We start from the raw sequence: 24498 nt of genomic DNA on the forward strand, positions 1-24498 counted from the left end.
GCGGTTTTTGTCCGGAACCCTTCCGCATCGCCGCGGATGATGCGATAGAGTTTCGTGAGGCGGACGCCGCTACATGATCACGTTGTCAGAACCCGAGTCAGATACCGCTCCCATGTTGACCTCCCTCTCGGCCGCGTCCGGCTCCAAAGCGCAGCAGGCGGTGGCACCCGCGGCCAAGCGCCTGTCCATCGTCATCCCCATGCACAATGAGGAAGGCAACCTGGCCGCCCTGTTCCAGCGCCTGGTCCCGGTGCTGGAGGGCATCGGCCTGCCGTTCGAGATCATCTGCGTGGACGATGGCTCGCGCGATGGCACCTTCGCCGCCCTTACATTCCATCAAAGCCGCGAACCCCGGCTGAAGCTGCTGCGCCTGTCGCGCAACTTCGGGAAGGAGGCAGCCATGTCCGCCGGCCTGCGCCACGCCACCGGCGACGCCGTCGTGCTGATGGACGGCGACCTGCAGCACCCCCCGGAAACCATCGCCATTTTCGTCGAGCAGTGGCGCCAGGGCATGCAGATGGTCTATGGCGTGCGCGCCAGCCGCCTGACCGACCCGTGGCTGCGCCGTTTCCTGACCAAGATCTATTACCGCCTGCTGGACAACCTGTCGGAGGTGACGCTGCCGCGCGGCGCCGGTGACTTCCGCCTGCTGGACCGCAGCGTGGTCGACGCCCTGAACGCCATGCCCGAGCGCAACCGCTTCATGAAGGGTCTGTTCAGCTGGGTGGGGTTCCGCCAGGTGGCCGTGCCGTTCGAGGTGGCTCAGCGCCACGCCGGCGCCACCTCCTTCAACTTCTGGCGCCTGTTGCGCTTCGGCCTGGACGGCGTCGCCTCGTTCAGCAACGTGCCGCTGCGCGTCTGGTCCTGGCTGGGCATCGCCCTGTCGGTGCCCTCCTTCTTCTATGGCCTGGTCATCATCACCAAGACCATCATGTTCGGCCGTGACACGCCCGGTTACGCCTCGCTCATGGTGGCCGTCCTGTTCCTGGGGGGCGTGCAGCTCATCGGCCTCGGTGTCCTGGGCGACTATCTCGGCCGCGTCTTCACCGAGGTGAAGGGCCGACCCATGTACCTGGTGAGCGAGAGGGTGGGCTTCGATGACGCGCCGGTCCCCGGTGGGGTGCCCGGCGGGATGATGGCCGGCGGCACCGGGGGGCATCCCTGACCCCCATGTCCCTGCTCCGTTCCCCTGACGCGTCGGCCGCCCGCCCGCACACCGCCCCTTCGGCGCCGTCCCTCGGACCTGGGGGCATCGCTACCGGGGCCATCGGCGCCGGACGCATGGTGCCGGCCGGCGCGCGGCTGGGCCCGCCCTTGTGGCGCCGGCTGTCGCCGTGGGACGTGGCCTTCTGGCTGGTCATGGCGGTGGCGGTCGCGGCCGTGTCCTGCACCTTCCCCGACTTCGGCATCACGTTTGATGAGCCGCTGCACGTGGAATACGGCCAGCGGGCACTGGAATGGTATGCCTCGCTGGGCAAGGACCGCGCGGTCCTCGAATTCCAGAACCTTTACCTCTACGGCGCCCTGTTCGACACGGTCGAGGCGCTGTTCGAGAACCTGCTGCCGCTGGACGTCTACGCCACCCGCCGCCTGATCGGCGGGCTGACCGGCCTGCTGGGCGTGCTGGCCGTGCGCCGTATCGCCAAGGATATGGCTGAAAGCCCGGAAACGGGGCAGGGGACGGCGCGGGGGACGGGGGCTCGCGCCGGGCTGATCGCCGGCCTGTGCCTGCTGCTGATCCCGGATTGGTGGGGGCATTCCTTCGCCAACCCCAAGGACGTGCCCTTCGCCGTGGCCGCCGCCTGGACCTTGTCCTGGCTGGTGCGGGTGGGGCGCAGCCTGGACACCGACGCCAAGGGGCCGTCCCTGGGTTCCGTCGCCATGCTGGGCCTGTGCTTCGGCATGGCGCTGGGCATCCGCGTGGGCGGCGTGCTGCTGGCCGGGCCCATCATGCTGACGCTGCTGGCCCATCTGGCCAAGCGCGTGCTGGCCGGTGACGGCGCGCGGCAGACGGGGGCAGAGGCCTGGCGCCTGGTGCGCCGCCTGTGGATCGCGGTTCCCATCGCCTATGCCGTCATGATCGCGGCCTGGCCGTGGGCCCAGGTGAACCCCCTGCGCCACCCCATGGAGGCGCTGGCCGAGTTCTCCAAGTTCCCCATGGATTTCACCTTCACCTTCGCCGGCGCGCAGGTGCGCACCACCAATCTGCCCTGGTGGTACCTGCCCGTGGGCTTCGGCGTGAAGCTGCCGGAGGTGGAACTGCTGGGCCTGGCCGCCATCGCGGCCTTCGGTGCCCGGGCCACCCTGCGCCGGCCCTTCCCGGCGGGCGTGCGCCTGGATGGCGTGGCGCTGACCACCGCCGTGCTGCTGCCGCCGGCCGCGGTGGTGGCGACGGATGCCGTGCTGTACGACGGCATCCGCCACATGCTGTTCCTGATGCCGCCCCTGGCCACGGCCGCCGGCCTGGGCTTGAATGGCTTGGTGACACGCCTGCCCCTGCGCTGGCCGCGCAATTTCTGGCTGAACCCTTTCATGGCCGCGCTGCTGGTGGCCTGCGCCGCCGTGCAGGTCGGGTTCATGGCCCACCTGCACCCCTATGAGACCATCTGGTTCAACCGTTTCGTCGGCGGCGTGCGCGGCGCGGGGCCGAAGTTCGAGCTGGACTACTGGGGCAGCTCCCTGTCCGAGGCGGCCAAGCGCCTGACCGACACCATGGTGAAGCTGGAGGGCCCGCAGGCCTTGACCCAGCCCTACCGCATCCGCGTTTGCGGCCCGCCCACCTCGGTGTTCCACTATCTGCCGCCGGCCTGGAAGCCGACGCGCCGCAATACCGGCCCTGTCGATTTCTACCTTGCCTTCACCCGCTGGGCCTGCAAGGAAATCCCGGCGGGCCAGGACATCGTGCGCATCGAGCGCGATGGCGAGGTGCTGGCCTATGTGCGTGATTTGCGGGAGCCGCCGCAGTAAGCGAGGCGGCCCCCAAAGGCCTGCGAGGCCAAAAAGGGGCCAAGAAGGGGGAGGATCGCCAGATGAAGCTGTTCGGCCTCGCGGGGTGGAGCGGTTCGGGCAAGACCACCTTGATGGTCCAACTGATCCCGGAACTGACGGGGCGCGGCTATGGCGTCTCCACCCTCAAGCATGCCCACCACGATTTCGACGTGGACCAGCCGGGCAAGGATAGCCATCGCCACCGCACCGCCGGCGCCACCGAGGTGCTGGTGGCGTCGTCCCGGCGCTGGGCCCTGATGCATGAGCTGCGCGGGGCGGCGGAGCCGACGCTGGCCGACCTTGTCGCCAAGCTGTCGCCCGTGGACCTGGTGCTGGTGGAAGGGTTCAAGCGCGACCCCATTCCTAAGCTGGAGATTTGGCGGGCGGAAAACGGCAAGGCGCCGCTGTTCCCGGACGATCCCACCATCGTGGCCCTGGCGGCGGACGACCCGCCGCCGGTGGCGGTGCCGGCGGGCCTGCGGCGTTTCCCCTTGGGCGCGGTGGCCGACATCGCCACCTTTATCCTGGGCCATGTTGGTCTGGCCCGCGCGGACTGAGGAACGGCCATCCCCATGCCCGGCGCCACCGACTGCTACCCCGACACCTTGCTCAGCGTCGACCAGGCGCGCGACCGCCTGTTGCGGGCGCTCGGGCCCGTCACGGCGGTGGAGACGGTGGCGTTGGATGCCGCCGACGGCCGTGTCCTGGCCCGGGACGTGGTGGCGGCGCGCAGCCTGCCGCCCTTCGCCCAGGCCGCCATGGATGGCTACGCCTTGGACCACCGCGATGTCGCCGGGGCGGCGGGCCCCGTCCGCCTGCCCTTGTCGGGCCGGATCGCGGCGGGGGACGCGCCGGGACCCCTGGTGCCCGGCACCGCCGTACGCATCTTCACCGGCGCGCCCTTGCCCGAGGGCGCCGACACCGTGCTGATGCAGGAGGATGCGGACCTGGACGGCGACGTGCTGCTGGCCCCGCCCGGCCTTGCCCCCGGCCGCCATTGCCGCGCGGTGGGGGAGGATATCGCGGCCGGCGCGGTGGCCCTGCCGGCCGGGCGGCGCCTGTCCCCGGCGGCGGTGGCGCTGGCCGCCGCGCTGGGGGAACAGGGCCTGGCGGTGCGCGCACCCCTGACCGTGGCCCTGCTGTCCACCGGGAACGAGGTGCGGCCCGCCGGCGCCCCCCTGCCCCCCGGCGCCATCCATGATGCCAACGGCCCCCTGCTGACCGCCCTGCTGCGTCGCCTGGGCTGCCGCGTGGTGCCGGCCGGCATCGTCGGCGATGATCCCGCGGCCTTGGCGGCCACCCTGTCCAGCCTCACGGCCGACCTGATCCTCAGCAGCGGCGGCGTCTCCGCCGGGGAGGAAGATCATGTGAAGGCGGCGGTGGCGGCCTTGGGCGGCATCGATTTCTGGCGCCTGGCCCTCAAGCCGGGCAAGCCGCTGGCGTTCGGCCATGTCGGGAACACCCCCTTCCTGGGGCTGCCCGGCAACCCGTTCGCCGCCTTCGCCGCCTTTCTCGCCCTGGGCCGGCCGCTGGTGCAGCGCCTGTCGGGCGAGACCGTCGCCGATCCGCCCCGCGTCACCGTGCGCTGCGGCTTCGCCCACGGCCGGGCCCCGGGCAAGCGCGAATACCTGCGCGTGGCGCTGCGGCAGGAGGGGGGTGACACCGTGGCCCACCTGGCCGGCGCCGGCGGCAGCGCCGCCCTGTCCTCCCTGGCCGTGGCCGACGCCGTGGCGGAGGTGGAGGAGGCGCGCGACAGCCTTCGTACCGGCGACCCGCTGACCGTCATCCCCCTGCACGGGCTGTTCTGAGGGCGGCGCCAAGTAAGCGCTATGGTATCGATGTCATTTCCCCTATCCTGTGGCAAAATAAACCCAGGGAGGGGACATGACCAAGACGACATCCATCCATGCCATCGCACGCGCCGGCCTTATGGCGGCGGCATTGCTGTTCAGCGGGGCGGCCCAGGCGGCCGATGCCCCGCCCTCACCCGTGGGCGCGGATGGCAGCGTCACCCTGCCGCTGGCGCCCGGCAGCCTGGTCCTGCCCTTCTCCTCCTACGCCTCGCCGGAGGCGCGGGACTGGTTCAAGCGCTACGCCGACGTGCACGCCCCGCCCATCACCGACGTGCCGGCCAGCCGCGCCTTCTACGACCGCATGAACACCGACCGCGCCGACCGGCTGCGGGCGCTCTACCCCGTCACCGTGACCGACCAGACCATGGGCGGCGTGCCCACCCAGGTGGTGGTGCCGGCCCAAGGGGTGGCGGTGGCGGACCGGGTGCTGATCAACCTGCACGGCGGCGCCTTCCTCTGGGGGGCGGGGGCCGGCGGGCTGGTGGAGGCCGTGCCGGTGGCGGCCCTGTCCAAGATCAAGGTGGTGACGGTCGATTACCGCCAGGGGCCGGAGCATCGCTTTCCCGCCGCCAGCGAGGATGTGGCCGCCGTCTACAAGGATTTGCTGAAGACCTACAAGCCGTGGAACATCGGCATCTACGGCTGTTCCGCCGGCGGCATCCTGACGGGGGAGGCGGTGGCCTGGTTCCAGACCCATGGCCTGCCCCGGCCCGGCGCCATCGGCATCTTCTGCGCCGGCGTGCTGGACGGCGGCGGCGACTCCCAGGCTTGGTCGGCCCTGTACGGCGGCCAGCTGCCGGGCCCCGGCCTGCGCCTGGTCGACCTGCCCTATTTCCAGGGGGCCAACGCCCAGGATCCGCTGGTGCTGCCCGGCGTGGCGCCGGCGGTGCTGGCCAAGTTCCCGCCCACCCTGCTGATCACCGGCACGCGCGACTTCATGCTCAGCGACACGCTGCGCAGCCAAGACCTGCTGGAGCGGGCCGGCGCGCGGACGGAGCTGCACGTCTGGGACGGCATGGTCCATTCCTTCTTCTCCGATCCCGAATTGCCCGAGGCGCGGGCCGCCTACGACGTCATGGCCCGCTTCTTCACGCGGGAACTGGGCCGGCCGAACGACAGATAACACGGGGGCGAAAGGGCTCAGGCGACCAGGGCCAGCAGGGCCAGCAGCAGGAACAGGGTCTTGCGCAGCATCGCGGGTGTCTTTCGTCCGGCTCGGGCCTTCGTCGTGCACCCTACGGGTAAGTGGCTGGGCCCCAGTCCACCACCCTTGGTGATGGCGCCGAGCATGCCGGGGAACGGCGGCGGCGGCAACCTACCGCGTGCGCGCTACCCTGTTGGTTGCCTGTGATAATTCGGTGGCGGACACCTGCCGCCCGGACGGCCCGGGCACGGTGATGGGGGCGGTGGCCAGGATGCCGCCGCCGTCACCACGAAGGGTCAGGACATAACGGCCCGGCGGCAGGTACAGGGGCAGCACCTCGCCCGGCCGCAGGAACAGGCGGTCATAGGGGGCGGTGTCGGCGGCTTGACCGGGTTTGCGCGCCTCCACCACGCCGTCGCCGTCCTTGGGCACTAGGGCCGGTGGGATGGCCACGGGCTGGCCCAGGGCGCGGCGGGACACGCTGGCGGCGGCCACCGGATCGGTGCCCATCGCCTGGGGCATGTGAACCTGCAGATCGACGCGGCCGACATGGGATGAGGTGATGCGGGCACTGCCGTCCGGATTGAGATAGGTGGTGGCGGGGGAGGCCGCGTCCGGGCGCTGGCAGGCGGTCGTGTCCACCGTCAGCGGGTCGATGCCAGTCCGCTGCTTGAAAGCTTCCGCCATCCAGGGAACGCCCTCGTGCAGACCCTTGTCGACATGCGCCCAGCCGGCGAGCACCACCAGCTTGCCATCCGGCGGCATGCGGGCCAAGCTGTCCGCCAGGCGCGCCGCCTCCACCCGCTCCCGCGACGCCGTTCCCAAATCAGGGTCGTTGCTCATGACGTCCATATCGTCATAGGGAACAAGGTCGAAGCCCAGGGCCATGGTCGTGCGGACGACGGCGGCGAAGGTCGGTTCGCTGAGATAGGGGGCGAAGACGGGCTTCCCTTCAAGGATCCAGTGCTCGCGCACCTCCCCGGCCTTCACGTCGCCCCCGTCCATGGAAAGCGCCTCCATGGCCACATGGGTGAAGCCCATCTGGCGCAGTCGGGGCAGCGCCGCCAGCCAAAAGGCGCGCGAGGCGGGGGCGATATGGTTTTCATTGATCATCACCACCCGGCGCTCCCGCGCCCGGGACAGCAGGGTCTCCAACGGATCGGCGGCAATGCCCTGGGCGGCTTCGTCACAGTCTTTGCGGCCCCGGCGCTTCCAGGCGACCCAGGCCAAATCGGGCCGGCCCAACTGGGCATATTGGGTTGCCAGGCCCTGGTTTATCATGTCGGAGTTTGTCTCCTGCGCGGCAGCCGCCTCATAGACATGGATTTCGCCGACGAAGTCGCCAGCTGCCAGGCGATCTTGCCGTTCAAAGGGCAGATCAACAGCAGCGGGGGCGCTTTCTTTTGGTGCGGACTGCTGTGCCATCGCCGACGAAACGCCTGCGGCCCAAGCCGCTGCCAAAATCGCCAAGTGCCGCTGCCACCGACCCATGCTCACCCCCCGTTTCCCTTGGTTGCGGATAGGGTATGGTTAACGGGGAGGGTGGCGCAACCTATGGCGTGTGTCGCAGCTATTTCTTCTCCTGCCCTGTCCGATTATGTCGCAGCACCCAGGCCGCCAGATCGTCCAGTGGGGCGGGATGGCCGTCGCCGTCGCGGAAGCGGATGGTGGCGCTGTGGCTGGGCCAGGCCACGGTCAGCTGGGTTTCCAGGGCGTCGGGGTGGCCGGGGCCGGGGAAGGCGGTGGGCTGGGACGCGAGCTCGGCCGCCTGCACCAGGCGCAGCAGGGCCTGGCGGTCGGCCGCGTCCAGGCCCGCCACCTCCACGCTGATCTTGGGCCGGCGCAGGGGGAAGGCCACGCCGCCCTGGCGCTGGCATTCGATGAGGACGGGTGGGGCTGCGGCCTGGTCGGTGCTCATGGCGTCAGCATGGGTCAAAGGCCCACGGCCGTCCATGCGTCGTCCACCGCCTTGGTGGCGGCGGCGCCGTATTTTCCCGCCACCTCGCGCGTCGCGGCGGCGGCGTCCTTGAACTCCGACCACAGCTGCAGGCGGGTGGTCAGGGCCTCGTACCAGATCAGGCCCGCCGTTTCCCAGGCCTTGCCGCCCAGGGCGGTGGCGGCCAGGTAGAAGGCGTGGTTGGGAATGCCGGAATTGATGTGGACGCCGTAGTTGTCGTCGGAGCCGCTGTAATAGTCCTTCATGGTGGCCGGCTGCGGGTCCTTGCCCAGGGTGGGGTCGTCATAGGCGGTGCCGGGCGCCTTCAGGGACCGCAGGGCCGTGCGGTTGGTGCCGGCCTTGGGGATCAGCAGGCCCTCGCCGATCAGCCAGTCGGCCGTATCCGCCGTGTCGCCGGCGGCGTACTGCTTGATCAGCGATCCGAAGACGTCGGAAAAGGATTCGTTCAGGGCGCCCGACTGGCTGGAATAGGTCAGCCCGGCGGTGAACTGGGTGACGCCATGGGTCAGCTCATGGCCGATGACGTCCAGGCACTTGGTGAAACGGTCGAAGATCTCACCATCCCCGTCGCCATAGACCATCTGCTGGCCGTTCCAGAAGGCGTTGTCGTAGTCGGTGCTGTAGTGCACCGTGGAATCCAGGCGCATGCCCTTGTCGTCCACGGAATTGCGCTTCATCACCTCCAGATAGAAATCATAGGTCTGGCCGGCGTAGGCGTAGGCCTCGTTGACGGCCACGTCCTGGCCGTCCGGCTGCCCCTCCGACCGCACCAGGGCGCCGGGCAGGTCGCCGCCGTGCTGGGCGTCATAGACGGTGCGCTGCTTGGTGCCGGTGCCCAGGCCCGCGAAGGCGAACTGGTTCATGCTGGCGCGCATGCCGCGCAGCTGCCCCTGGTGATAGAGGTTGTGCAGGGCCCGCTTGCGCATCGTCGGATCGCTGGCGTTGGTCGCCACATGCTCCATCATGTGCGGCGGGATGATGAAGCAGACATGCGGGGGGCAGCCGGCGTGCTGGCACATGGGGCGGGCCTTTCAGCGCGGGATCGGGGGCACCAGCGTGGCACCGCGCGCGCGATGCCGGAATAGCCGCCAAGGACATATCCACGCCGGGATCGGCCCTATGCCTGCATCGGGGGGGCTAATCCCTTGGAGAGAAAGGCCGCCGCCGCGTCCAGGTCGGCGGGGGTGTTGACGTTGAAGAAGGGGTCGACCGGCTGGGCCGGGAAGTCCACCAGGGCCAAGGGCTGGCGCGCCAGGAAGGCGTCGACCTTGCGCAGATCCTCCCTCACCAGCGCCTGGCGCAGGCGGGCGGCCAGGCCCACGGGCCACAGCGCCACCACCGGGTGCCGCCGCCCGCCCGAGGTGGCGCAGGCCACCCCGCCTGGCGCCCCCCCGTTTGGCGCCCCCACGTTTGGCGCCGCCCCATTTGGCGCCACCGCGTCCGCCAGGCGCGCGGCCAAATCCAGGGGCAGGAAGGGGCAGTCGGCCGGCACGCTCAGCACGTGGGTGTAGCCGCGTTGGGCGCCGGCGTGGTCCAGCCCCGCCAACACGCCCGCCAGCGGCCCGGGATGTCCCGCCACGCTGTCGGCCAGGATGGGCAGGCCGGTGTCGCGATAGCGGTCGGGGTCGCCATTGGCGTTCAGCGCCAGGGCCGACACCTGGGGGGCCAGGCGCTCGCGCACATGGGCCAGCAGCGGGCGGCCGGCCAGCGTCAGGCGCGCCTTGTCCACCACCCGGACCTCATCGCCGCCGAAGCGGCGGGCCACGCCGCCGGCCAGGATCAGGCCCAGGATGTGGATCGTTCCGCTCACGGAATGTAAGGCGCGCGGAAGCCGGTGGCGGTGGCAGCCGTCCCCATCGGGTCGTCCAGGGCCGGGCTCATTTCGGGGTGTCTCCCGGTGCCGGCTCCGGCGCCTTTCCCGGCTCGGGTTTGGCCTCGGGCTTCGCCGGTTCCGCCTTGGGCGCCGGTTTCGCGTCCACCGGCTTGGCCTTTTCCGCCGCCTTTTCCGGCGCCGCCTCGAAGCGGGGGGACTTGGCCAGCAGGCGGCCCTTGTCCAGCGCGTGGGTCAGGACCAGCGATTCCAGGGCGCCCGCCGGCTGGTCCGGGTTCAGGTCCAGCGTGTCCTTGTTCAGGGCGTAAAGGGTGAAGACATAGCGGTGGGTTTGGCCCGGTGGCGGGCAGGGGCCGCCATAGCCCTTGGGGCCGAAGTCGTTCAGCGCCTGCACCGCGCCCTTGGGCAGGGCCTTGCCATCGGCCGCCCCGGCGCCGGCGGCCAGGCTGTGCACGCCGGCCGGGATGTTGAACACCATCCAGTGGCGGAAGCCCTTCTTGACGTCCGCGTCCATGATGATCAGGGCGAAGCTCTTGGTCGTCGGCGCCTCCCCGCCCCAGCGCAGGGCGGGGGAGATGTTCTTGCCACCACAGCCGTCGCGATCCCAGGCTTGGGGGGCGGTCAGCGTGCCGTCGGCCGCCAGGTCCGGGCTGCTCAGCCACATGCCGGCCTGCGCGGTCCCCGCCGCCAGCCCGGCGGCCAAGCCCGTGGCCAGGGTGATGCCCAGGACCCGCCGGCGCCCCATGCTCACACCCGCTCCGTCATGCGCCGTTCGCGCAAGGGGCGCTTCACCCGGGCCAGGTTCTCACCCAGGGCCGTGCCCTGGCGCAGGGCCACCGCCACCTGCAGCACGTCGATGACGGCCAGGTGCGACAGGCGCGAGGTGCGCGGGGTGTAGATGCTGGTGTCCTCATCCACGTCCACCAGCAGGGGCACGGTGGCCCGCTCCGCCAGCGGCGACCCGCCCGAGGTGATGGCCACCACCGGCGCGCCGCCGTCCAGCGCCAGGTCGACGGAGCGCAGCAGTTCGCGCGTGCGGCCGGTGTGGGATATGGCGATGACGGCGCCGTCGGGCCCCAGGATGCTGGCCGCCATGGCCTGCACATGCACGTCGCTGTGGGCGATGACGGGCACGCCCAGGCGGAAGAACTTGTTCTGCGCGTCTTGCGCCACGATGCCGGAGGCGCCGAAGCCGTAGATCTCGATGCGCCGGGCGGCGGCCAGGATGTCCACGGCCCGGCTCAGGTTTTCCGCGTTCAGCTGGTTGCGCATGCGGGAAAAGGCGCTGATGGCGCGGCCGATGACCTTGGCCGCCACCTCCGCCACCGGGTCGTCGGGCATCAGGTCGGCGTCGACGAAGGGCGTGCCCGTGGCCAGGTCCTGCGCCAGGCGCAGCTTGAAATCCTGATAGCCGCTGCAGCCGATGGACCGGCAGAAGCGCACCACCGTGGGCTGGCTGACGTCGGCCTCGCGCGCCACCTCCGCCACCGAGGCGGTGACGACGGCGTGCGGCCGCTTCAGGACGATTTCCGCGATCTTGCGTTCCGACGGACGCAGACCGTCCATCATCCCGCGTATGCGACCCAGCATGAAGCTAACCCCCGACCCTGCCGATGACGTGGTGAAGGAACCGGGCGCGCCACGGGCGGCGCCGTTCCTCCCCGTTTGTAGTGAAATTACCGGAAATTATGCGGCCGTGTCACGCGCGCCGTGGCACCGGTTCCATAAGGGGGTTCCATAAGGGCTAAAATCCCGCCACGCGCTGCACCGTCCAGAACAGGCCGGTGGCGGCGATGAGGGAGGAGGCGGGGATGACCACGCGGCGGCGGTACCAGGGCTTGTCCTTGCGCCCCCCTGAAGCGCACACGAGGGCAACGGCGGCATAGGCGGCGGCGATGATGGACAGCTGCGCCAGCTCGATGCCGACGTTGAAGCTGACCAGGGCCGGGATGACGTCGCGCCGGGCCAGGTGCAGGTCGGCCAGGGCCCCGGCGAAGCCCATGCCGTGCAGCAGGCCGAAGGCGAACACCACCAGCGGGCGCCAGGGCGTCAGCCGCGCCGTCATGATGTTCTCCACCGCCACGTAGGCGACCGACAGGGCGATCAGCGGCTCCACCACGCGCGAGGGCAGGCTGATCACGCCATACATGGTCAGGCCCAGGGTGACGGAATGGGCCAGGGTGAAGGCCGTGACCTGCACCAGGATGGACCGCAGGCGCGTGGTCAGCAGGAAGATGCCCAGGACGAACAGGATGTGGTCCAGCCCCTCGGGCAGGATGTGCAGGAAGCCCAGCTGCAGGTACTGCGCCGCCAGTTGCGGCAGGGAAACGGCGGCGGCGTTGGCGGCCAGGGCGAAGGGCGGGCTGGCGGCGTCGCCTTCAAGCCACCGGGTTTGCGGGGCGCCGCCGGCGGCATCGGTGAAGACCACGCCATAGGTGCTGTAGACCAGGCCGTAACGCCAGGTGACGGCGTGGGTTCCGGGCGGCAGGGGGCCGTCGGCGCGCAGCACGACGAAGGCCGGCAGGGTGACGTCGCTGGGCATCTCCACCCGCTCCACCGCCACCGTGGCGGGTTGGGCGGCGCCGTCGGCCCTGAGATCCACCTGGGCGGCGATGGCGGCGGTGTAGGCGGGCAGTGCGGCCAGCACCCGCTCCGCCGTCAGGTCGCGGCTCAGCGCCTGGCCGGCCGCCGCCTCCAGCTTGTTCACCAGGGCGGTGGGGGCGGTGGTGATGGTGGCGGACCAGGTGTCGCCCGGCCCGAGCGTCAGTTGCACCTGGGTGGTGCCGATCTCGTGCGCCCGGGCGCCCGGCGCGCCCGTCATGGCACCCAGGCACAGCGCCAGGATGCGCAGCCAGGCCCTCATGGCTGCGCGCCGGCCAGGCCGGCGGGGCCCGGCCAGTCGAAGGTCAGCGAGGCCCAGTGGCTTTCCCAGTCGCGATGGTGCAGCCAATGGGCCAGCGTCCCCGCCCGCACCATGTGCACCGAGCGGATCAGCCAGACGCCCCCCTGGGGCAGGGGAAAGGCGAAGGCGCCCTGGGCATCGCTGCGGGTGGCCAGGCGCATGGCCGGCTGGCCCTGCAGGTGCGCCGTGACCACCGCCCCCGCCACCGGCCGGCCCTGGAACAGCACGTGGCCTCGCACCGGGCCGGGGCCGCCCGTCGTGGGGTCGGCATCGGGCACGACCTCATAGGTGAAGCCCAGGGGCCGGGTGACGGCCGGGTCGGCCCTCGCCCCCGCCAGCAGGGACTTGGCATAGCGGTAGAAGCATTCCCGCCCCGGCTGGGCGCTTTCCCCCAGCCGTTCCCGCTCCGCCACGATGCCGTCCAAACCGTACTGGCGCAGGTAGGCGGTGAAGCGGTCGGCCGGCAGCTCGATATAGCTGCCGCCGCCGGTGTAGCCGACCAGGGCGGTGGCCCGGCCGTCGGCGCGCAGGAAGCCGGCCGGGTCGATGTTGTCGGCGCCGCCCACCGCCTGTTCCTCCCCCGCTTGGCGGACGAAGAAGCGGTCGATCAGGCTGGCGGTGCGGGGCACGGGATCGCCGATGAAATTCTCCCCCACCCGCAGGCCCACGGCCACGGCGGTGCCGGGACCGGGGCGGAAGGTGGACGGCTCGATCCAGAAATCATGCGCCCAGGCGGAGCCGCAGGCGGCAACCAGGGCGCCGGCGGCCCAGCACGCGGCCGCCAGGCCGATCAGCGCCCCGCGCAACGCGAGCATCAGGCATCGACCCGGCGCCACCACCAGCGCAGCAGGTGCCGGAGCAGCAGGCGGATGATCTCCACGATCCCCCAGCTGACCAGCAGCAGCACGATCACGCCCAGGATGACCCAGGGCAGGACGCTGTGGGCGTTGGATGGCGCGGGCGTCTGGTCCGGCCATTGCGGCGCCAGATAGGGCCACTCGGCGGAGAAGGGCTTGTCGTTCACCGTGGCGCGCGGCCAGGGCCCCTCGATGAAGGAAATCTCCTGCAGCAGGCAGTCGCCGAAGGCGCAGGTCTGGGCCACCACGTCGTCGGTCAGCAGGCGGCCGTTGGGGTAACCGACCGGGAAGCGGTCGGTATAGATCATGACGTCGGGCTGCAGGTCGTAGGGCCGCAGCTGCAGGGTGAACTGCAGGAAGTCGGCCGCCGCGATCGCCCACCATTCCTTGGCGCTGTGCAGGTAGTTGTAGACGTTGTCCAGCTTGGCCTTGCGCGCCATCAGCGCCTTCAGCTGGTCCTTGGGCGGCATCGTGTTGATGAAACCGAAGCGTGGCAGCTGGGTGCGGATGGACCGCCCGACGTGGTCGATCTCCTTCCCGTCCTTGGCCGTGGTGCCCCACAGGATGAAATCGTGCTGGTCCGCCGGGAACGCGCTCTTGGGAATGCGCATCACCATGGCGATGACGTTCTTCTTGAAGAAGCGCGGGAAGACGAAGGGATCATCGCGCACGCCGAAGTAGGTCTTGATCTTGTCGGTGTCCTTCAGCCCCGTGTAGGTGACGCTCTCCACCGTCACGTCGTTCTGCAGCTTCACCTTGATGGTGACGTCGGGATGGATCTGGTCGGGCACCAGCACCGTGCCGCCGTAGCGGGCGCGGATGACCGGGTCCTGGAAGGACAGCGGCGTGGTGAGGTCCATGTGGATCTCATAGTCATAGGGCGCCAGGTCGTACGGCTTGGGCGCCAGCAGGGCGCGGTTGACGTCGAAGATCAGGATCATGTCGTCCCCGTCGGGGTAGAAGAACAGATCCGTGATGTTGGCCGTCGGATCGGTCAGGTTCGTGGGGTCGGCATGGTCCGATGCGCGCGACGGTTGTGGCGTCGCGAGCCCCAGGCCCACAACCAGCGCGAGCCCCGCCATCCGCGCCAGCGACAGCGCTTTTCCAAATGTGTTCAGGCCCGTGGCCCTGTTGAAGATGCGCCCCATCGTCTTCCTCCGTCAGCCCCGTCAGGTTCGTGTGCTGCGCCATAACCCATTGATTGGAAACAGGTAATGAAGCCGGTCCACAGGTCGCGCTTGGCCGAAAGGCATATCTCGTACTAGGTGCATCCATTACACTTAAGGGGTGGATGCCTTGTTCTCAATTCGAGATAAACGGCTTAATAACGCGAGATATATTTCCTGTAGGTTGTATCTTTGGCTTGAGACTAGTTCGCTTGAGATATAATGTCCAGACCAACGAACAACCTTTCAGGGCGCGAGGTGGGGTATGGCGCGGATCGGCTTTGGGGTCATTGCGACCCTGTTGACGGTGGGGCTGCTGCTGTCTGGCTGCGGTGACAAGCAGGTGAAGGATGAGGCCATGAAGGCCGGCCGGGCCGCCGACACCTTCCCGGCCGCGGACGAGGATTACTTCAAGGACATGGACGGCGGCGCCAAGCTGACCCAGGACGAGGTCATCGGCCGCAACAACTGGATCGTGTGGACCGGCGGCAACGACCGCTTCTGGGACATCATCACCAACAGCGCCTTCGGCAACTTCGATCTGCTGAAGACCATCTCCAGCCACAAGACCCTGCCCTTCGGCCGCCACAACCGGTTCGAGCAGCTGGGCCTGATGAACGAGCCCTGCTTCGTGGAGCCCACGGAGCCGTCGAAGGATCAGTTCGGCCTGTGGTTGGACCAGCGGGTGAAGAACGATCCCAACTGCCCCGACGACCCCTTCGCCAATGAGAAGAAATACCCCGGCGTCAAGATTGGCGCGCGTGGCACCCTGCTGGACGGCGAGAAGTTCCCCGTGGGCTCCTACTACGGTTATCCCACGGGCATCGTCGGCTTGCGTCTGTTCCCCAACCCCGACTTCGACGAAAAGGCGAAGAAGCATTGGGACGCCAAGAAGTATTACGAGGATCCGGATTACTATAACGACAAGAACCTGGTCCGCCCCTACCGCGTGGGCATGGCCTGCGGTTTCTGCCATGTGGGTCCCAGCCCGACCAATCCCCCGGCCGACCCGGAAAACCCGAAGTGGGAAAACATGAGCGCCGTGGTCGGCGCCCAATACTTCTGGATCGACCGCATCTTCGGCTGGAACTACGGCAAGCTGGGTTCGGCCCAGTGGAAGAAGAACGAGCAGAACTACCTGATCCAGCTGGTGCACACCTCGCGCCCCGGCGCGCTGGACACCTCGCTGGTTTCCACCGACTACATCAACAACCCCCGCACCATGAACGCCGTCTATGAGCTGTCGGCCCGTATGAACCTGGGCAAGGAGCGGGGACTGGAGACGCTGAGCGGGCCTGAGCTGAACAACGAGTTCCTCAAGGGCGACCTCAACGGCACCACCGTCGCCACGCCGCACGTCCTGAAGGACGGTTCCGACAGCGTGGGCGTTCAGGGGGCGCTGAACCGCGTCTACATCAACATCGGCCTGTTCAGCGAGGAATGGCTGCGCCACTTCAATCCGCTGTTCGGCGGCGTGCCCAACACGGCCATCCAGATCGAGGTGGGCCGCAAGAACTCCAGCTACTGGCAAGCGACGGAGGCGCAGACCCTCGACCTGGCCAAATACTTCCTGAACAAGGATATCCAGAAGGGCCACAAGCTGGCCGACGCGCCGGGCGGCAAGAAGTACATGACCGCGACCGATGCCCAGCTGGACCGGGGCAAGGAGGTGTTCGCCGAAACCTGCGCCGGCTGCCATTCCAGCAAGCAGCCGCCGGTGCCCAAGGATATCGACTTCAAGACCTGCAACGGTCCCAACTATCTGGTCTGCTGGGACAAGTACTGGGCGTGGGTGAACACGCCCGAGTTCAAGGAACAGATGAAGGCGCTGGTGAAGGCCCCGGATTTCCTGGAAGGGAACTACCTGTCCACCGACATGCGCGTCCCGGTGACCCTGTTGCAGACCAACGCCTGCAGCCCGCTGGCCACCAACGCCATTGCCGGCAACATCTGGGACAACTTCTCCTCCACCTCGTACAAGCAACTGCCGTCCGTCGGCACCATCAAGATCCATGACCCCTTCACCGGTGAGGAGAAGGACTACGTCATGCCGGCTGGCGGCCGCGGCTACACCCGTGTGCCCTCGCTGGTGGCCCTGTGGTCCACGGCGCCCTACTTGGTGAACAACTCGGTGGGCTGGCCGGAGGGCTCCGCCTACTCCGAGGATTATCTGAACGGCAAGAAGCCCTATCCGGCCTACCTGCTGGACCCGTCGGTCGACGGGCGCGTGCAGTCCTTCAAGGTTTCGATCAAGCAGATGCTGTGGCCCGAGACCCGTCCGCACGACAAGCTGCTGGGCGACAAGGGCGTATTCTTCATCGACCGCACCAGCGTTGGCAGCTACCTGGTGGTGCCCGGCGGCTTCCTGCCCGGCTTCCTCAAGCCGCTGCTCAGTCCGCTGCACCGCTGGCTGCCCAGCATCTTCGGCGATGGCGACCTGATGGTCGGTCCCATCCCCAAGGATACGCCGGTCAACATCCTGTCCAACACCGAGCTGTACAAGGACGACGCGACCCTGGCGGAAAACCTGCCCCGCTACGTCCAGCTGCTGCAATTCCTGAAGCAGGCGACCCATGACTTGGCGCGGCTGCCCAAGAACGCCACGGACGAAGAGGCGCGCAAGGCCTTCGCCAACCTGCGGAAGCCGCTGCTGGACTTCAGCAAGTGCCCGGATTTCGAGGTCAACCGCGGCCACTACTTCGGCACCAGCTTCACGACCGAGACGACGGCGCTCAACGATGACGACAAGAACGCGCTGATCGAGTTCCTGAAGACCTTCTGACCACCGTCCCCCTGTCGACCGCCCGCCGCGCAGCCGCGCGGCCGGCGGCGAGGGGGCGGCATTTCCACGGGCCAGGCACGGGGGATAGGCTATGGCAGACATAAATGGGGCATCCGCCCAATCCGCTCACTACGATTTCATTGTCGTCGGTTCCGGCGCCGGCGGCGGCACGGTGGCGGCGCGCCTGGCGGAGGCCGGGTACACGGTGCTGGTGCTGGAGGCGGGCGGGGACCCGCGCAAATCCCATGGCGGCGATCCCTATTATCCGAACGAGAACCGTTTGCCGGACGATTACGACGTACCGGTACTCCATGCCTTCGCCTCGGAAAACACAGGCATGCGCTGGGATTTTTTCGTGCGCCACTACAGCGACCAGGCGGTGCAGACTTCCGATCCCAAGTATGTGCCGGTATATCCACCGCCTAACGGGCGGCCGGTCGATGGCGTCCTCTACCCCCGCGCTGGCACGCTGGGCGGCTGCACGGCGCACAACGCCCAGATCATCATCTATCCCAACAACGAGGACTGGCAGTTCATCGCCGACCTGACGGGCGATATCAGCTGGCACCCAAAGGCCATGCGGCGGCTGTTCCGCAAGCTGGAGAACTGTCACTACCGTTGGTTCTACCGCCTGCTGTACTGGCTGAGCCTCGGCCTGATCAATCCGTCGGGCCACGGCTTCCGTGGCTGGCTGCACACCCAGAAGGCCATCCCGCTGCAGGCGCTAGGCGACAAGCCCCTGATCCAGGGCTTGCTGGATTGCGCCAAGGCCGTGCTGCAACGCGACCCCAATCCCGACCAGGGTTTCGAATGGCTGCTGGAGGGGGAGGGGGACGCGAACGACGTTCGTCTGGTGGACGCGGACGCATTCGGCCTGCGGTACGTCCCCCTGTCCAACCGCAACCATGCCCGCACCGGCACGCGCGAGCGCCTGCTGGAGGTGGCCGAGAAGCATCCCGACCGGCTGCATATCGAACTTGACGCCCTGGTCACCCGCGTCCTGTTCGATGAGTCCACAGACGGGCCGCTGGGGGGCGAGCCGCGCGCCATCGGCGTGGAATACGAGAAGGGGGAGAAGCTGTATTCCGCCTCCTTCGCCCAGGGTACGGGTGGGGAAAAACGCGCCGTCTACGCCAAGCATGAGGTCATCCTGTCCGGCGGCGCCTTCAACACGCCGCAACTGCTGATGCTGTCGGGCATCGGGCCCAAAGAAACACTGGCGAAATTCAACATCCCGGTGCGGGTCGACAGCCCCGGCGTGGGCCGCAACCTGCAGGACCGGTACGAGGTCGGCGTCGTCAACGAGATGACCACGGACTGGGAGGTGCTGAAAGGCGCCAAGTTCGCCGCCGGCGATCCCCAGTACCAGCAATGGAAGGAAAAGCGCGAGGGCGTCTACACCACCAACGGCGCCGTGCTGGCCGTCACCAAGCGCTCAGCACCCGAGCGGCCCATGCCCGACCTGTTCTGCTTCGGCCTGCTGGGTGAATTCCGCGGCTACTTCCCCGGCTATTCCAGCCTGTTCCCGGAGCACCTGAACATGCTGACCTGGGCGGTGCTGAAGGCCCACACGCTGAACCGCGGCGGCGAGGTGACCCTGCGGTCGGCCGACCCGCGCGACACCCCCTACATCAATTTCCATTACTTCGAGGAAGGGACCGACAAGTCGGGCGAGGACCTGGACAGCGTGGTGGAGGGCATCCGCTTCGTGCGCGCCGTCACCAAGCAACTGTACGACCAGGGCATCGCCAAGCAGGAACTGCTGCCGGGGCCCGCTGTGCAGACGGATGAGGAGCTGAAGCGCTTCGTGCGGACCCATGCCTGGGGCCACCACGCCTCCTGCACCTGCGCCATCGGCAGCGCCACGGGGGGTGGCGTGCTGTCCAGCGATTTCCGCGTCCACGGGGTCAAGGGTTTGCGGGTGGTGGACGCCTCCGTTTTCCCGCGCATCCCCGGCTACTTCATCGTCAGCGCCGTCTACATGATCGGCGAGAAGGCGGCCGAGGTGATCATCGAGCAGACCCGTTGCCAGCCGAACCGCCGCCATCAGGCGCGGGCGTGAGAATCAGGGGGCTAGACCAATGACCAATCCGCTCAGCACCATCGAGGTTCTGCGGGCCGAGGCCGAGAGCATCCACGGCGACCACGTGCTCGACGGGGTGCAGGACCAGGACCTGACCCTGGCGCTCAACAATCTGGAATCCACCGCCCTCTGCCTGTCGGGCGGCGGCATCCGCAGCGCCACCTTCGGCCTCGGGATCATCCAGGCGCTGGCCGCCCGGCCCCGGCCCTGCAAGGACTTCCGCCTGCCGCCGCCCGACAAGGCGCTGTTGGGGCAGTTCAACTACCTCTCCACCGTTTCCGGCGGCGGCTATATCGGCAGTTGGCTGTCGGCCTGGCTTTCGCGCCAGCCCTATGCCGACGTGCTGCCGCAGCTGAACACCCGCAGCCACGACGTCAGCGCCGTTGAGCCGACGGCCATCGGCGACCTACGCCGCGACAGCAACTACCTGACGCCCAAGGTGGGCCTGGTTTCCGCCGACACCTGGGCGGCGGCGGCCATGATCCTGCGCAACCTGCTGCTGAACTGGGTGCTGCTGATCCCGCTGTTCCTGCTCAGCCTGGTGGTGGTGAAGCTGGCGGCCGTGGGCGTGGCCTGGCTGTCGCATCCCTTCGGCGACCAGAAGTACGGCCTGGCCCTGTTCATCCTGGCGGCCATCTCCCTGGTGCTGGTCCTCATAGGACTACGGTTCACACTACGTGCCATGAGGCTCAGCGGCACGGCCAGTCCAACACAGGGCCAGTTCCTGAAGGGAAATCTGCTGCCCATGTTCCTGGGCGGCGTCGCCTGGACCGGGGCGCTGGACACCACCATCGGCTATCAGTTGCTGATCGTCACGCCGCTGGCCGACCTGCTGGTCTTCGGCGGCATCCTCGGCTTCGTCGTCTATGGCGCGGCCCAGCTCATCACCCTGCTCACGACGGGGGAGCTGTTCACCGCGTTGCTCGATCTCAAGCGCTGGGCGCGGCTGAAGCACCGCACCACTTGGGGCTGGCTGGTGGCGGGCATCGCCTACGGCGCCTTCCTGGGCTTGGGCGCCCATATCATCGGCTCCGGCGGTGACCCGGCCGTGCGCCTGTTGCTGCTGCTGCTGTTCGCGCCGCCGTGGCTGTTGCTGTCGCAGTTGATGGCGGAGACCTGCTATGTGGCGCTGACCAGCAACACCCCCCGCTCGGATGAGCAGCGCGAGTGGTTCGCGCGATCGGCCGGCTGGTACCTTGCGACCTGTGTCGCCTGGATCGCTGGCGTGGCCCTGGCGCTGCTGGGGTCGTGGACGGCCGGGCAGGTGGAACTGGGCACGCAGGCCCTGTTCGACTGGCTGGTGGCCGGCGGCGGCGCCACCGCCATGGTCGGCTGGCTGACCGGCGGCAGCGGCCGCACCTCGGCCCAGCCGTCCAACCAGACCCCCAACCGCAGCCCCGTCGCCATCGCCTACAATGTGGCGGCCAGCCTGTCGGCACCCTTGTTCTTCGCCCTGCTGCTGGTGCTGGGGTCGGCCGTGATCGACCTGGTGGTGCTGCGCGACTCCCTGTTCGCCTACCTGATCTCCTACGGCAACTACCTCATCCTGCCGGACAGCGCCGGGTCGGTGGTGTTCCAGAGCGGCATGGTGGAGGCGCAGGAGCGTGGCATGGTGGTGCCGCTGCTGCTGACCGCGGGGGTAATTCTGGGCATCATCGCCTTCTTCGCGTCCAAGTATATCAACATCAACCGCTTCTCCCTGCACGGCCTCTACCGCAACCGCCTGGTCCGGGCCTTTCTGGGGGCCTCGCACATTGGCCGCAAGCCGGACCGCTTCACCGGCTTCGACATGGACGACAATCCGACCATGCAGTCGCTGTGGCCGGCGAAGCGAGAGGATCGGACGGGCGACAACTGGCGGCCCTTCCATGTCCTGAACACGACCCTGAACGTCATCTCCACCCGCAACCTGGCGTGGCAGCAGCGCAAGGGCATGTCCTTCACCATCACGCCGCTGCACAGCGGGGCGGCGTCGCTGTGCCCCCTGCTGGACCAGCCGGGCGGCACGCTGGTGGCTTATCGCGGCGCCTTCCGTCCGTCGTCCAAGTATGGCGGGTCGTCGCACAGCGGCCGGCGGTTCCGCCTGTGGCCCTTCACGCGTCAGCCGAAATGCCCGCCCCGCCCGGAGGATGATCCGAAGAACCCCGGCATCTCCCTGGGCACGGCCATGGCCATCTCCGGCGCGGCGGTGGACCCCAACGCGGGCTATCACTCCTCGCCCACCGTGTCCTTGCTGCTGACCCTGCTGAACATGCGGCTGGGCTGGTGGCTGGGCAACCCGGCGCCGGTGGGCGACAAAACCTGGTACCGCAACGGTCCGCCCACGGCGGCGGCACCCCTGGTCAAGGACGCCTTCGGCCTGACGACGGACGACCAGCCCTATGTCGCCCTGTCGGATGGCGGCCATTTCGAGGACCTGGGCCTGTACGAGATGGTGCGCCGCCGCTGCCGTTACATCGTGGTCAGCGACGCGGGCGAGGATCCGGACTTCACCTATTCCGACCTCGGCATGGCGGTGCGCAAGATCGGCATCGATTTCGGCATCCCCATCCGCTTCCACGATCTGCAGAAGATGCAGCCGCGACCGGCGCCGGGGGTGACGCTGACCGATGTGCCCTATCACGCCATGGGCGTCATCGACTACGCCATCGTCGACGGGCCCACGGCCAAGCCGGGCATCATCCTGTACGTCAAGGCCAGCTTCCATAACTGCGATGAAAGCGCGGGCGTGAAGGCCTACGCCAACAGCCACCCCACCTTCCCGCACGAGTCCACCACCGACCAGTGGTTCTCCGAAAGTCAGTTCGAGAGCTACCGGTCGCTGGGCTTCGAAATCATGGACAGCATCCTGGCGGAGGCCCAGGGCTGCGCCACGGACCTGGCCACCCTGAAGCAGATCCTGGACCGCCTGGCGGCGCCGGCGCTGAAGGAAGAGTGTGAGGAGTGTGACCCGCCGACGATCCCAGGCGCCTGACCGGCCTAGCCGGGAAGCGGGAAGGAACAAGGCATCCGTTCTGCATCTTAAAGAGGTGGGGCGAGGGCGCACGCGGGGTGCGGCTCGCCCCACCTTTCAAAGGGACAGCGGGGAGGATAGCCTTGGACACCCTGGAGCCGGGATCGGCGCCATCCGAAACGACGCCCGTGCCCGCGCCCGCTCCGGCGGGGCGGGATTGCGAAACTGGCGACGGGGGGCCGAAAAAGCCCCGCACCATCTGGCAATGCCTGGGCCCCGGCCTGGTGACCGGGGCATCCGACGACGATCCCAGCGGCATCGCCACATATTCCCAGGTGGGGGCCCAGTTCGGCTACGGCCTGGCCTGGACCCTGATCCTGACCTATCCGCTTATGGCGGCGATCCAGGAGATCAGCGCCCGCATCGGCCGGGTGACGGGCCACGGCATCGCCGGCAACCTGCGCCGCCATTACCCGCCGCTGACCATCAACGCCATCGTTTTCCTGCTGGTGGCGGCCAACGTCATCAACATCGGCGCCGACCTGGGGGCCATGGCGGCGGCGCTGGGCCTGCTGATCGGCGGGCCGCAATGGTTGTACGTCCTGCTGTTCGGGGGCGCCTCGGCCGCCCTGCAGATCCTGGTGCCGTACTGCCGCTACGTCTCTATCCTGAAGTGGCTGACGCTGTCGCTGTTCGCCTATGTCGCCACCGTGCTGGTGGTGCCCATCCCGTGGGCTGAGCTGGGCCGTGCGGTGATCCACCCGCCCGGCTCGTTGAAATCCGAGTATCTGGTGGCCGTCGTCGCCGTCTTCGGCACCACCATCAGCCCCTACCTCTTCTTCTGGCAAGCCGACCAGGAGGTGGAGGAGGAAAAGGGCGACCCCGAGGCCCAGCCCCTGAAAAAGGCGCCGGAACAGGCGCCGGAGGAACTGCGGCGCATCCGCCTGGACACCTACATCGGCATGCTGCTGTCCAACGGCGTGGCGCTGTTCATCATCATCACCACCGCCGCCACCCTGCACGTCCACGGCGTCACCGACATCCAGACGTCGTCGCAGGCGGCGGAGGCGCTGCGCCCCATCGCCGGCACCTTCGCCTTCGCCGTTTTCGCCCTGGGCATCATCGGCACCGGCCTGCTGGCCCTGCCGGTGCTGGCGGGGTCGGCGGCCTATGCGCTGGGCGAGGCGCGGCGCTGGCCCGTGGGCCTGGCGCGGCCCTGGCACAAGGCCAAGGCCTTCTACGGCGCCATCCTGGCGGCCATGGCCGTGGGCTCGGTCATGAACGTCATCGACATGGATCCGGTGAAGGCCCTGTTCTGGAGCGCCGTGGTCAACGGCCTGGTGGCCGTGCCGGTCATCGTCATGATGATGCGCATGGCGACCAAGCGCGAAATCATGGGCGACTTCGTGCTGCCGCCGGCCCTGCGCGCCCTGGGCTGGGCCTGCATGGCCGCCATGGCGGTGGTGGACACCGCCATGGTGGTCACCTGGGTGGTATGACGCTTCACCCGTGCGCCAGCTTCAGCCCGGCGATGCCGGCCACGATCAGGCCGATGCACGCCAGGCGCAGGGCCGTCGCCGGCTCGTTGAACAGGATGATGCCGGCGATGACGGTGCCCAGCGTGCCGATGCCCGTCCACACCGCGTAGGCCGTGCCCAGGGGCAGGGCGCGCAGGGCCAGGCCCAGAAGGCCCAAGCTGACGCCCATGGCGGTGATGGTGAGGATGGACGGCACCAGGCGGGTGAAGCCGTCGGTGTATTTCAGGCCCACGGCCCAGCCCACTTCGGACAGGCCGGCCAGCAGCAACCATAGCCAAGCCATGGTGGATCTCCGGTGTGTGTGAAGGGGCGGGGCCGTCCCCGCCGAAAGGGCGCCGGCCACCTGGCCCCCTGGGGTGGGTGAGCCGACGGGCGGTGGCGGGCCGGGGTCGTCCCCGACGGGGAAAGCATGGCGGTCCGCCCGCAGGATGCCAAGATCATAAA

General features: G+C 68.7%; 19 protein-coding genes. 9 read left to right on the top strand and 10 right to left on the bottom strand.

Going from position 1 to position 24498, the window contains the following annotated elements:
- Positions 1-112: 112 nt before the first annotated feature.
- From UAJ10_RS23335 to UAJ10_RS23355, 5 genes are all read left to right on the top strand, one after another.
- The gene (locus UAJ10_RS23335; RefSeq protein ID WP_322917646.1) at positions 113-1165 is read left to right on the top strand and encodes a glycosyltransferase family 2 protein; all 1053 of its coding nucleotides are present in this window, start codon (positions 113-115) and stop codon (positions 1163-1165) included.
- Between the two features lie 5 nt (positions 1166-1170).
- Positions 1171-2967 carry a hypothetical protein gene (locus UAJ10_RS23340; protein WP_322917647.1) on the top strand — a complete coding sequence of 599 codons (1797 nt, stop codon included), beginning with the start codon at positions 1171-1173 and terminating at the stop codon, positions 2965-2967.
- A gap of 62 nt (positions 2968-3029) precedes the next feature.
- A complete protein-coding gene (gene mobB / locus UAJ10_RS23345) occupies positions 3030-3545 on the top strand; it encodes a molybdopterin-guanine dinucleotide biosynthesis protein B (RefSeq protein WP_322917648.1) in 516 nt (171 codons plus the stop codon).
- Between the two features lie 15 nt (positions 3546-3560).
- Entirely contained in the window at positions 3561-4796 is a 1236-nt protein-coding gene (locus UAJ10_RS23350; protein WP_322917649.1) for a molybdopterin molybdotransferase MoeA, read from the top strand.
- Between the two features lie 76 nt (positions 4797-4872).
- Positions 4873-5964: an alpha/beta hydrolase gene (locus UAJ10_RS23355; protein WP_322917650.1), complete on the top strand. Its 1092-nt coding sequence runs from the start codon at positions 4873-4875 to the stop codon at positions 5962-5964.
- 192 nt (positions 5965-6156) lie between these two features.
- On the opposite strand, the gene UAJ10_RS23360 is transcribed toward UAJ10_RS23355, so the two are convergent.
- From UAJ10_RS23360 to UAJ10_RS23400, 9 genes are all read right to left on the bottom strand, one after another.
- Positions 6157-7266, bottom strand: a complete 1110-nt coding sequence (locus UAJ10_RS23360) for a hypothetical protein (protein ID WP_322917651.1) — start codon at positions 7264-7266, stop codon at positions 6157-6159.
- 289 nt (positions 7267-7555) lie between these two features.
- Complete coding sequence (locus UAJ10_RS23365) at positions 7556-7903, bottom strand: protealysin inhibitor emfourin (RefSeq protein ID WP_322917652.1); 348 nt, start codon at positions 7901-7903, stop codon at positions 7556-7558.
- A gap of 14 nt (positions 7904-7917) precedes the next feature.
- A complete protein-coding gene (locus UAJ10_RS23370) occupies positions 7918-8961 on the bottom strand; it encodes a M4 family metallopeptidase (RefSeq protein WP_322917653.1) in 1044 nt (347 codons plus the stop codon).
- A gap of 98 nt (positions 8962-9059) precedes the next feature.
- Complete coding sequence (gene mobA / locus UAJ10_RS23375) at positions 9060-9752, bottom strand: molybdenum cofactor guanylyltransferase MobA (protein WP_322917654.1); 693 nt, start codon at positions 9750-9752, stop codon at positions 9060-9062.
- 67 nt (positions 9753-9819) lie between these two features.
- Positions 9820-10518: a YbhB/YbcL family Raf kinase inhibitor-like protein gene (locus UAJ10_RS23380; protein ID WP_322917655.1), complete on the bottom strand. Its 699-nt coding sequence runs from the start codon at positions 10516-10518 to the stop codon at positions 9820-9822.
- Between the two features lie 2 nt (positions 10519-10520).
- Positions 10521-11363 carry a transcriptional regulator HexR gene (hexR, locus tag UAJ10_RS23385; protein ID WP_322917656.1) on the bottom strand — a complete coding sequence of 281 codons (843 nt, stop codon included), beginning with the start codon at positions 11361-11363 and terminating at the stop codon, positions 10521-10523.
- 154 nt (positions 11364-11517) lie between these two features.
- Positions 11518-12636, bottom strand: coding sequence for a HupE/UreJ family protein (locus tag UAJ10_RS23390; protein WP_322917657.1), 1119 nt, complete (start codon positions 12634-12636; stop codon positions 11518-11520).
- Entirely contained in the window at positions 12633-13490 is an 858-nt protein-coding gene (locus tag UAJ10_RS23395) for a DUF4198 domain-containing protein (protein ID WP_322917658.1), read from the bottom strand. Before UAJ10_RS23395 ends, UAJ10_RS23390 begins: the two co-directional genes overlap by 4 nt.
- A complete protein-coding gene (locus UAJ10_RS23400) occupies positions 13490-14680 on the bottom strand; it encodes a hypothetical protein (protein ID WP_322917659.1) in 1191 nt (396 codons plus the stop codon). The genes UAJ10_RS23395 and UAJ10_RS23400 overlap by 1 nt, the downstream gene beginning before the upstream one ends.
- Positions 14681-14963: 283 nt before the next feature.
- Here UAJ10_RS23400 and UAJ10_RS23405 point away from each other — a divergent pair, with 283 nt between their 5' ends.
- From UAJ10_RS23405 to UAJ10_RS23420, 4 genes are all read left to right on the top strand, one after another.
- Positions 14964-17480, top strand: coding sequence for a hypothetical protein (locus UAJ10_RS23405; protein WP_322917660.1), 2517 nt, complete (start codon positions 14964-14966; stop codon positions 17478-17480).
- A gap of 91 nt (positions 17481-17571) precedes the next feature.
- The gene (locus UAJ10_RS23410) at positions 17572-19542 is read left to right on the top strand and encodes a GMC family oxidoreductase (RefSeq protein ID WP_322917661.1); all 1971 of its coding nucleotides are present in this window, start codon (positions 17572-17574) and stop codon (positions 19540-19542) included.
- Between the two features lie 19 nt (positions 19543-19561).
- Positions 19562-22537, top strand: coding sequence for a hypothetical protein (locus UAJ10_RS23415; protein WP_322917662.1), 2976 nt, complete (start codon positions 19562-19564; stop codon positions 22535-22537).
- Between the two features lie 122 nt (positions 22538-22659).
- Complete coding sequence (locus tag UAJ10_RS23420) at positions 22660-24015, top strand: NRAMP family divalent metal transporter (protein ID WP_322917663.1); 1356 nt, start codon at positions 22660-22662, stop codon at positions 24013-24015.
- 4 nt (positions 24016-24019) lie between these two features.
- On the opposite strand, the gene sugE is transcribed toward UAJ10_RS23420, so the two are convergent.
- Positions 24020-24337: a quaternary ammonium compound efflux SMR transporter SugE gene (gene sugE, locus UAJ10_RS23425; RefSeq protein ID WP_322917664.1), complete on the bottom strand. Its 318-nt coding sequence runs from the start codon at positions 24335-24337 to the stop codon at positions 24020-24022.
- Positions 24338-24498 lie beyond the last annotated feature (161 nt).

The sequence above is a fragment of the Nitrospirillum guaranorum genome (assembly GCF_034653275.1).
Classification (GTDB): domain Bacteria; phylum Pseudomonadota; class Alphaproteobacteria; order Azospirillales; family Azospirillaceae; genus Nitrospirillum.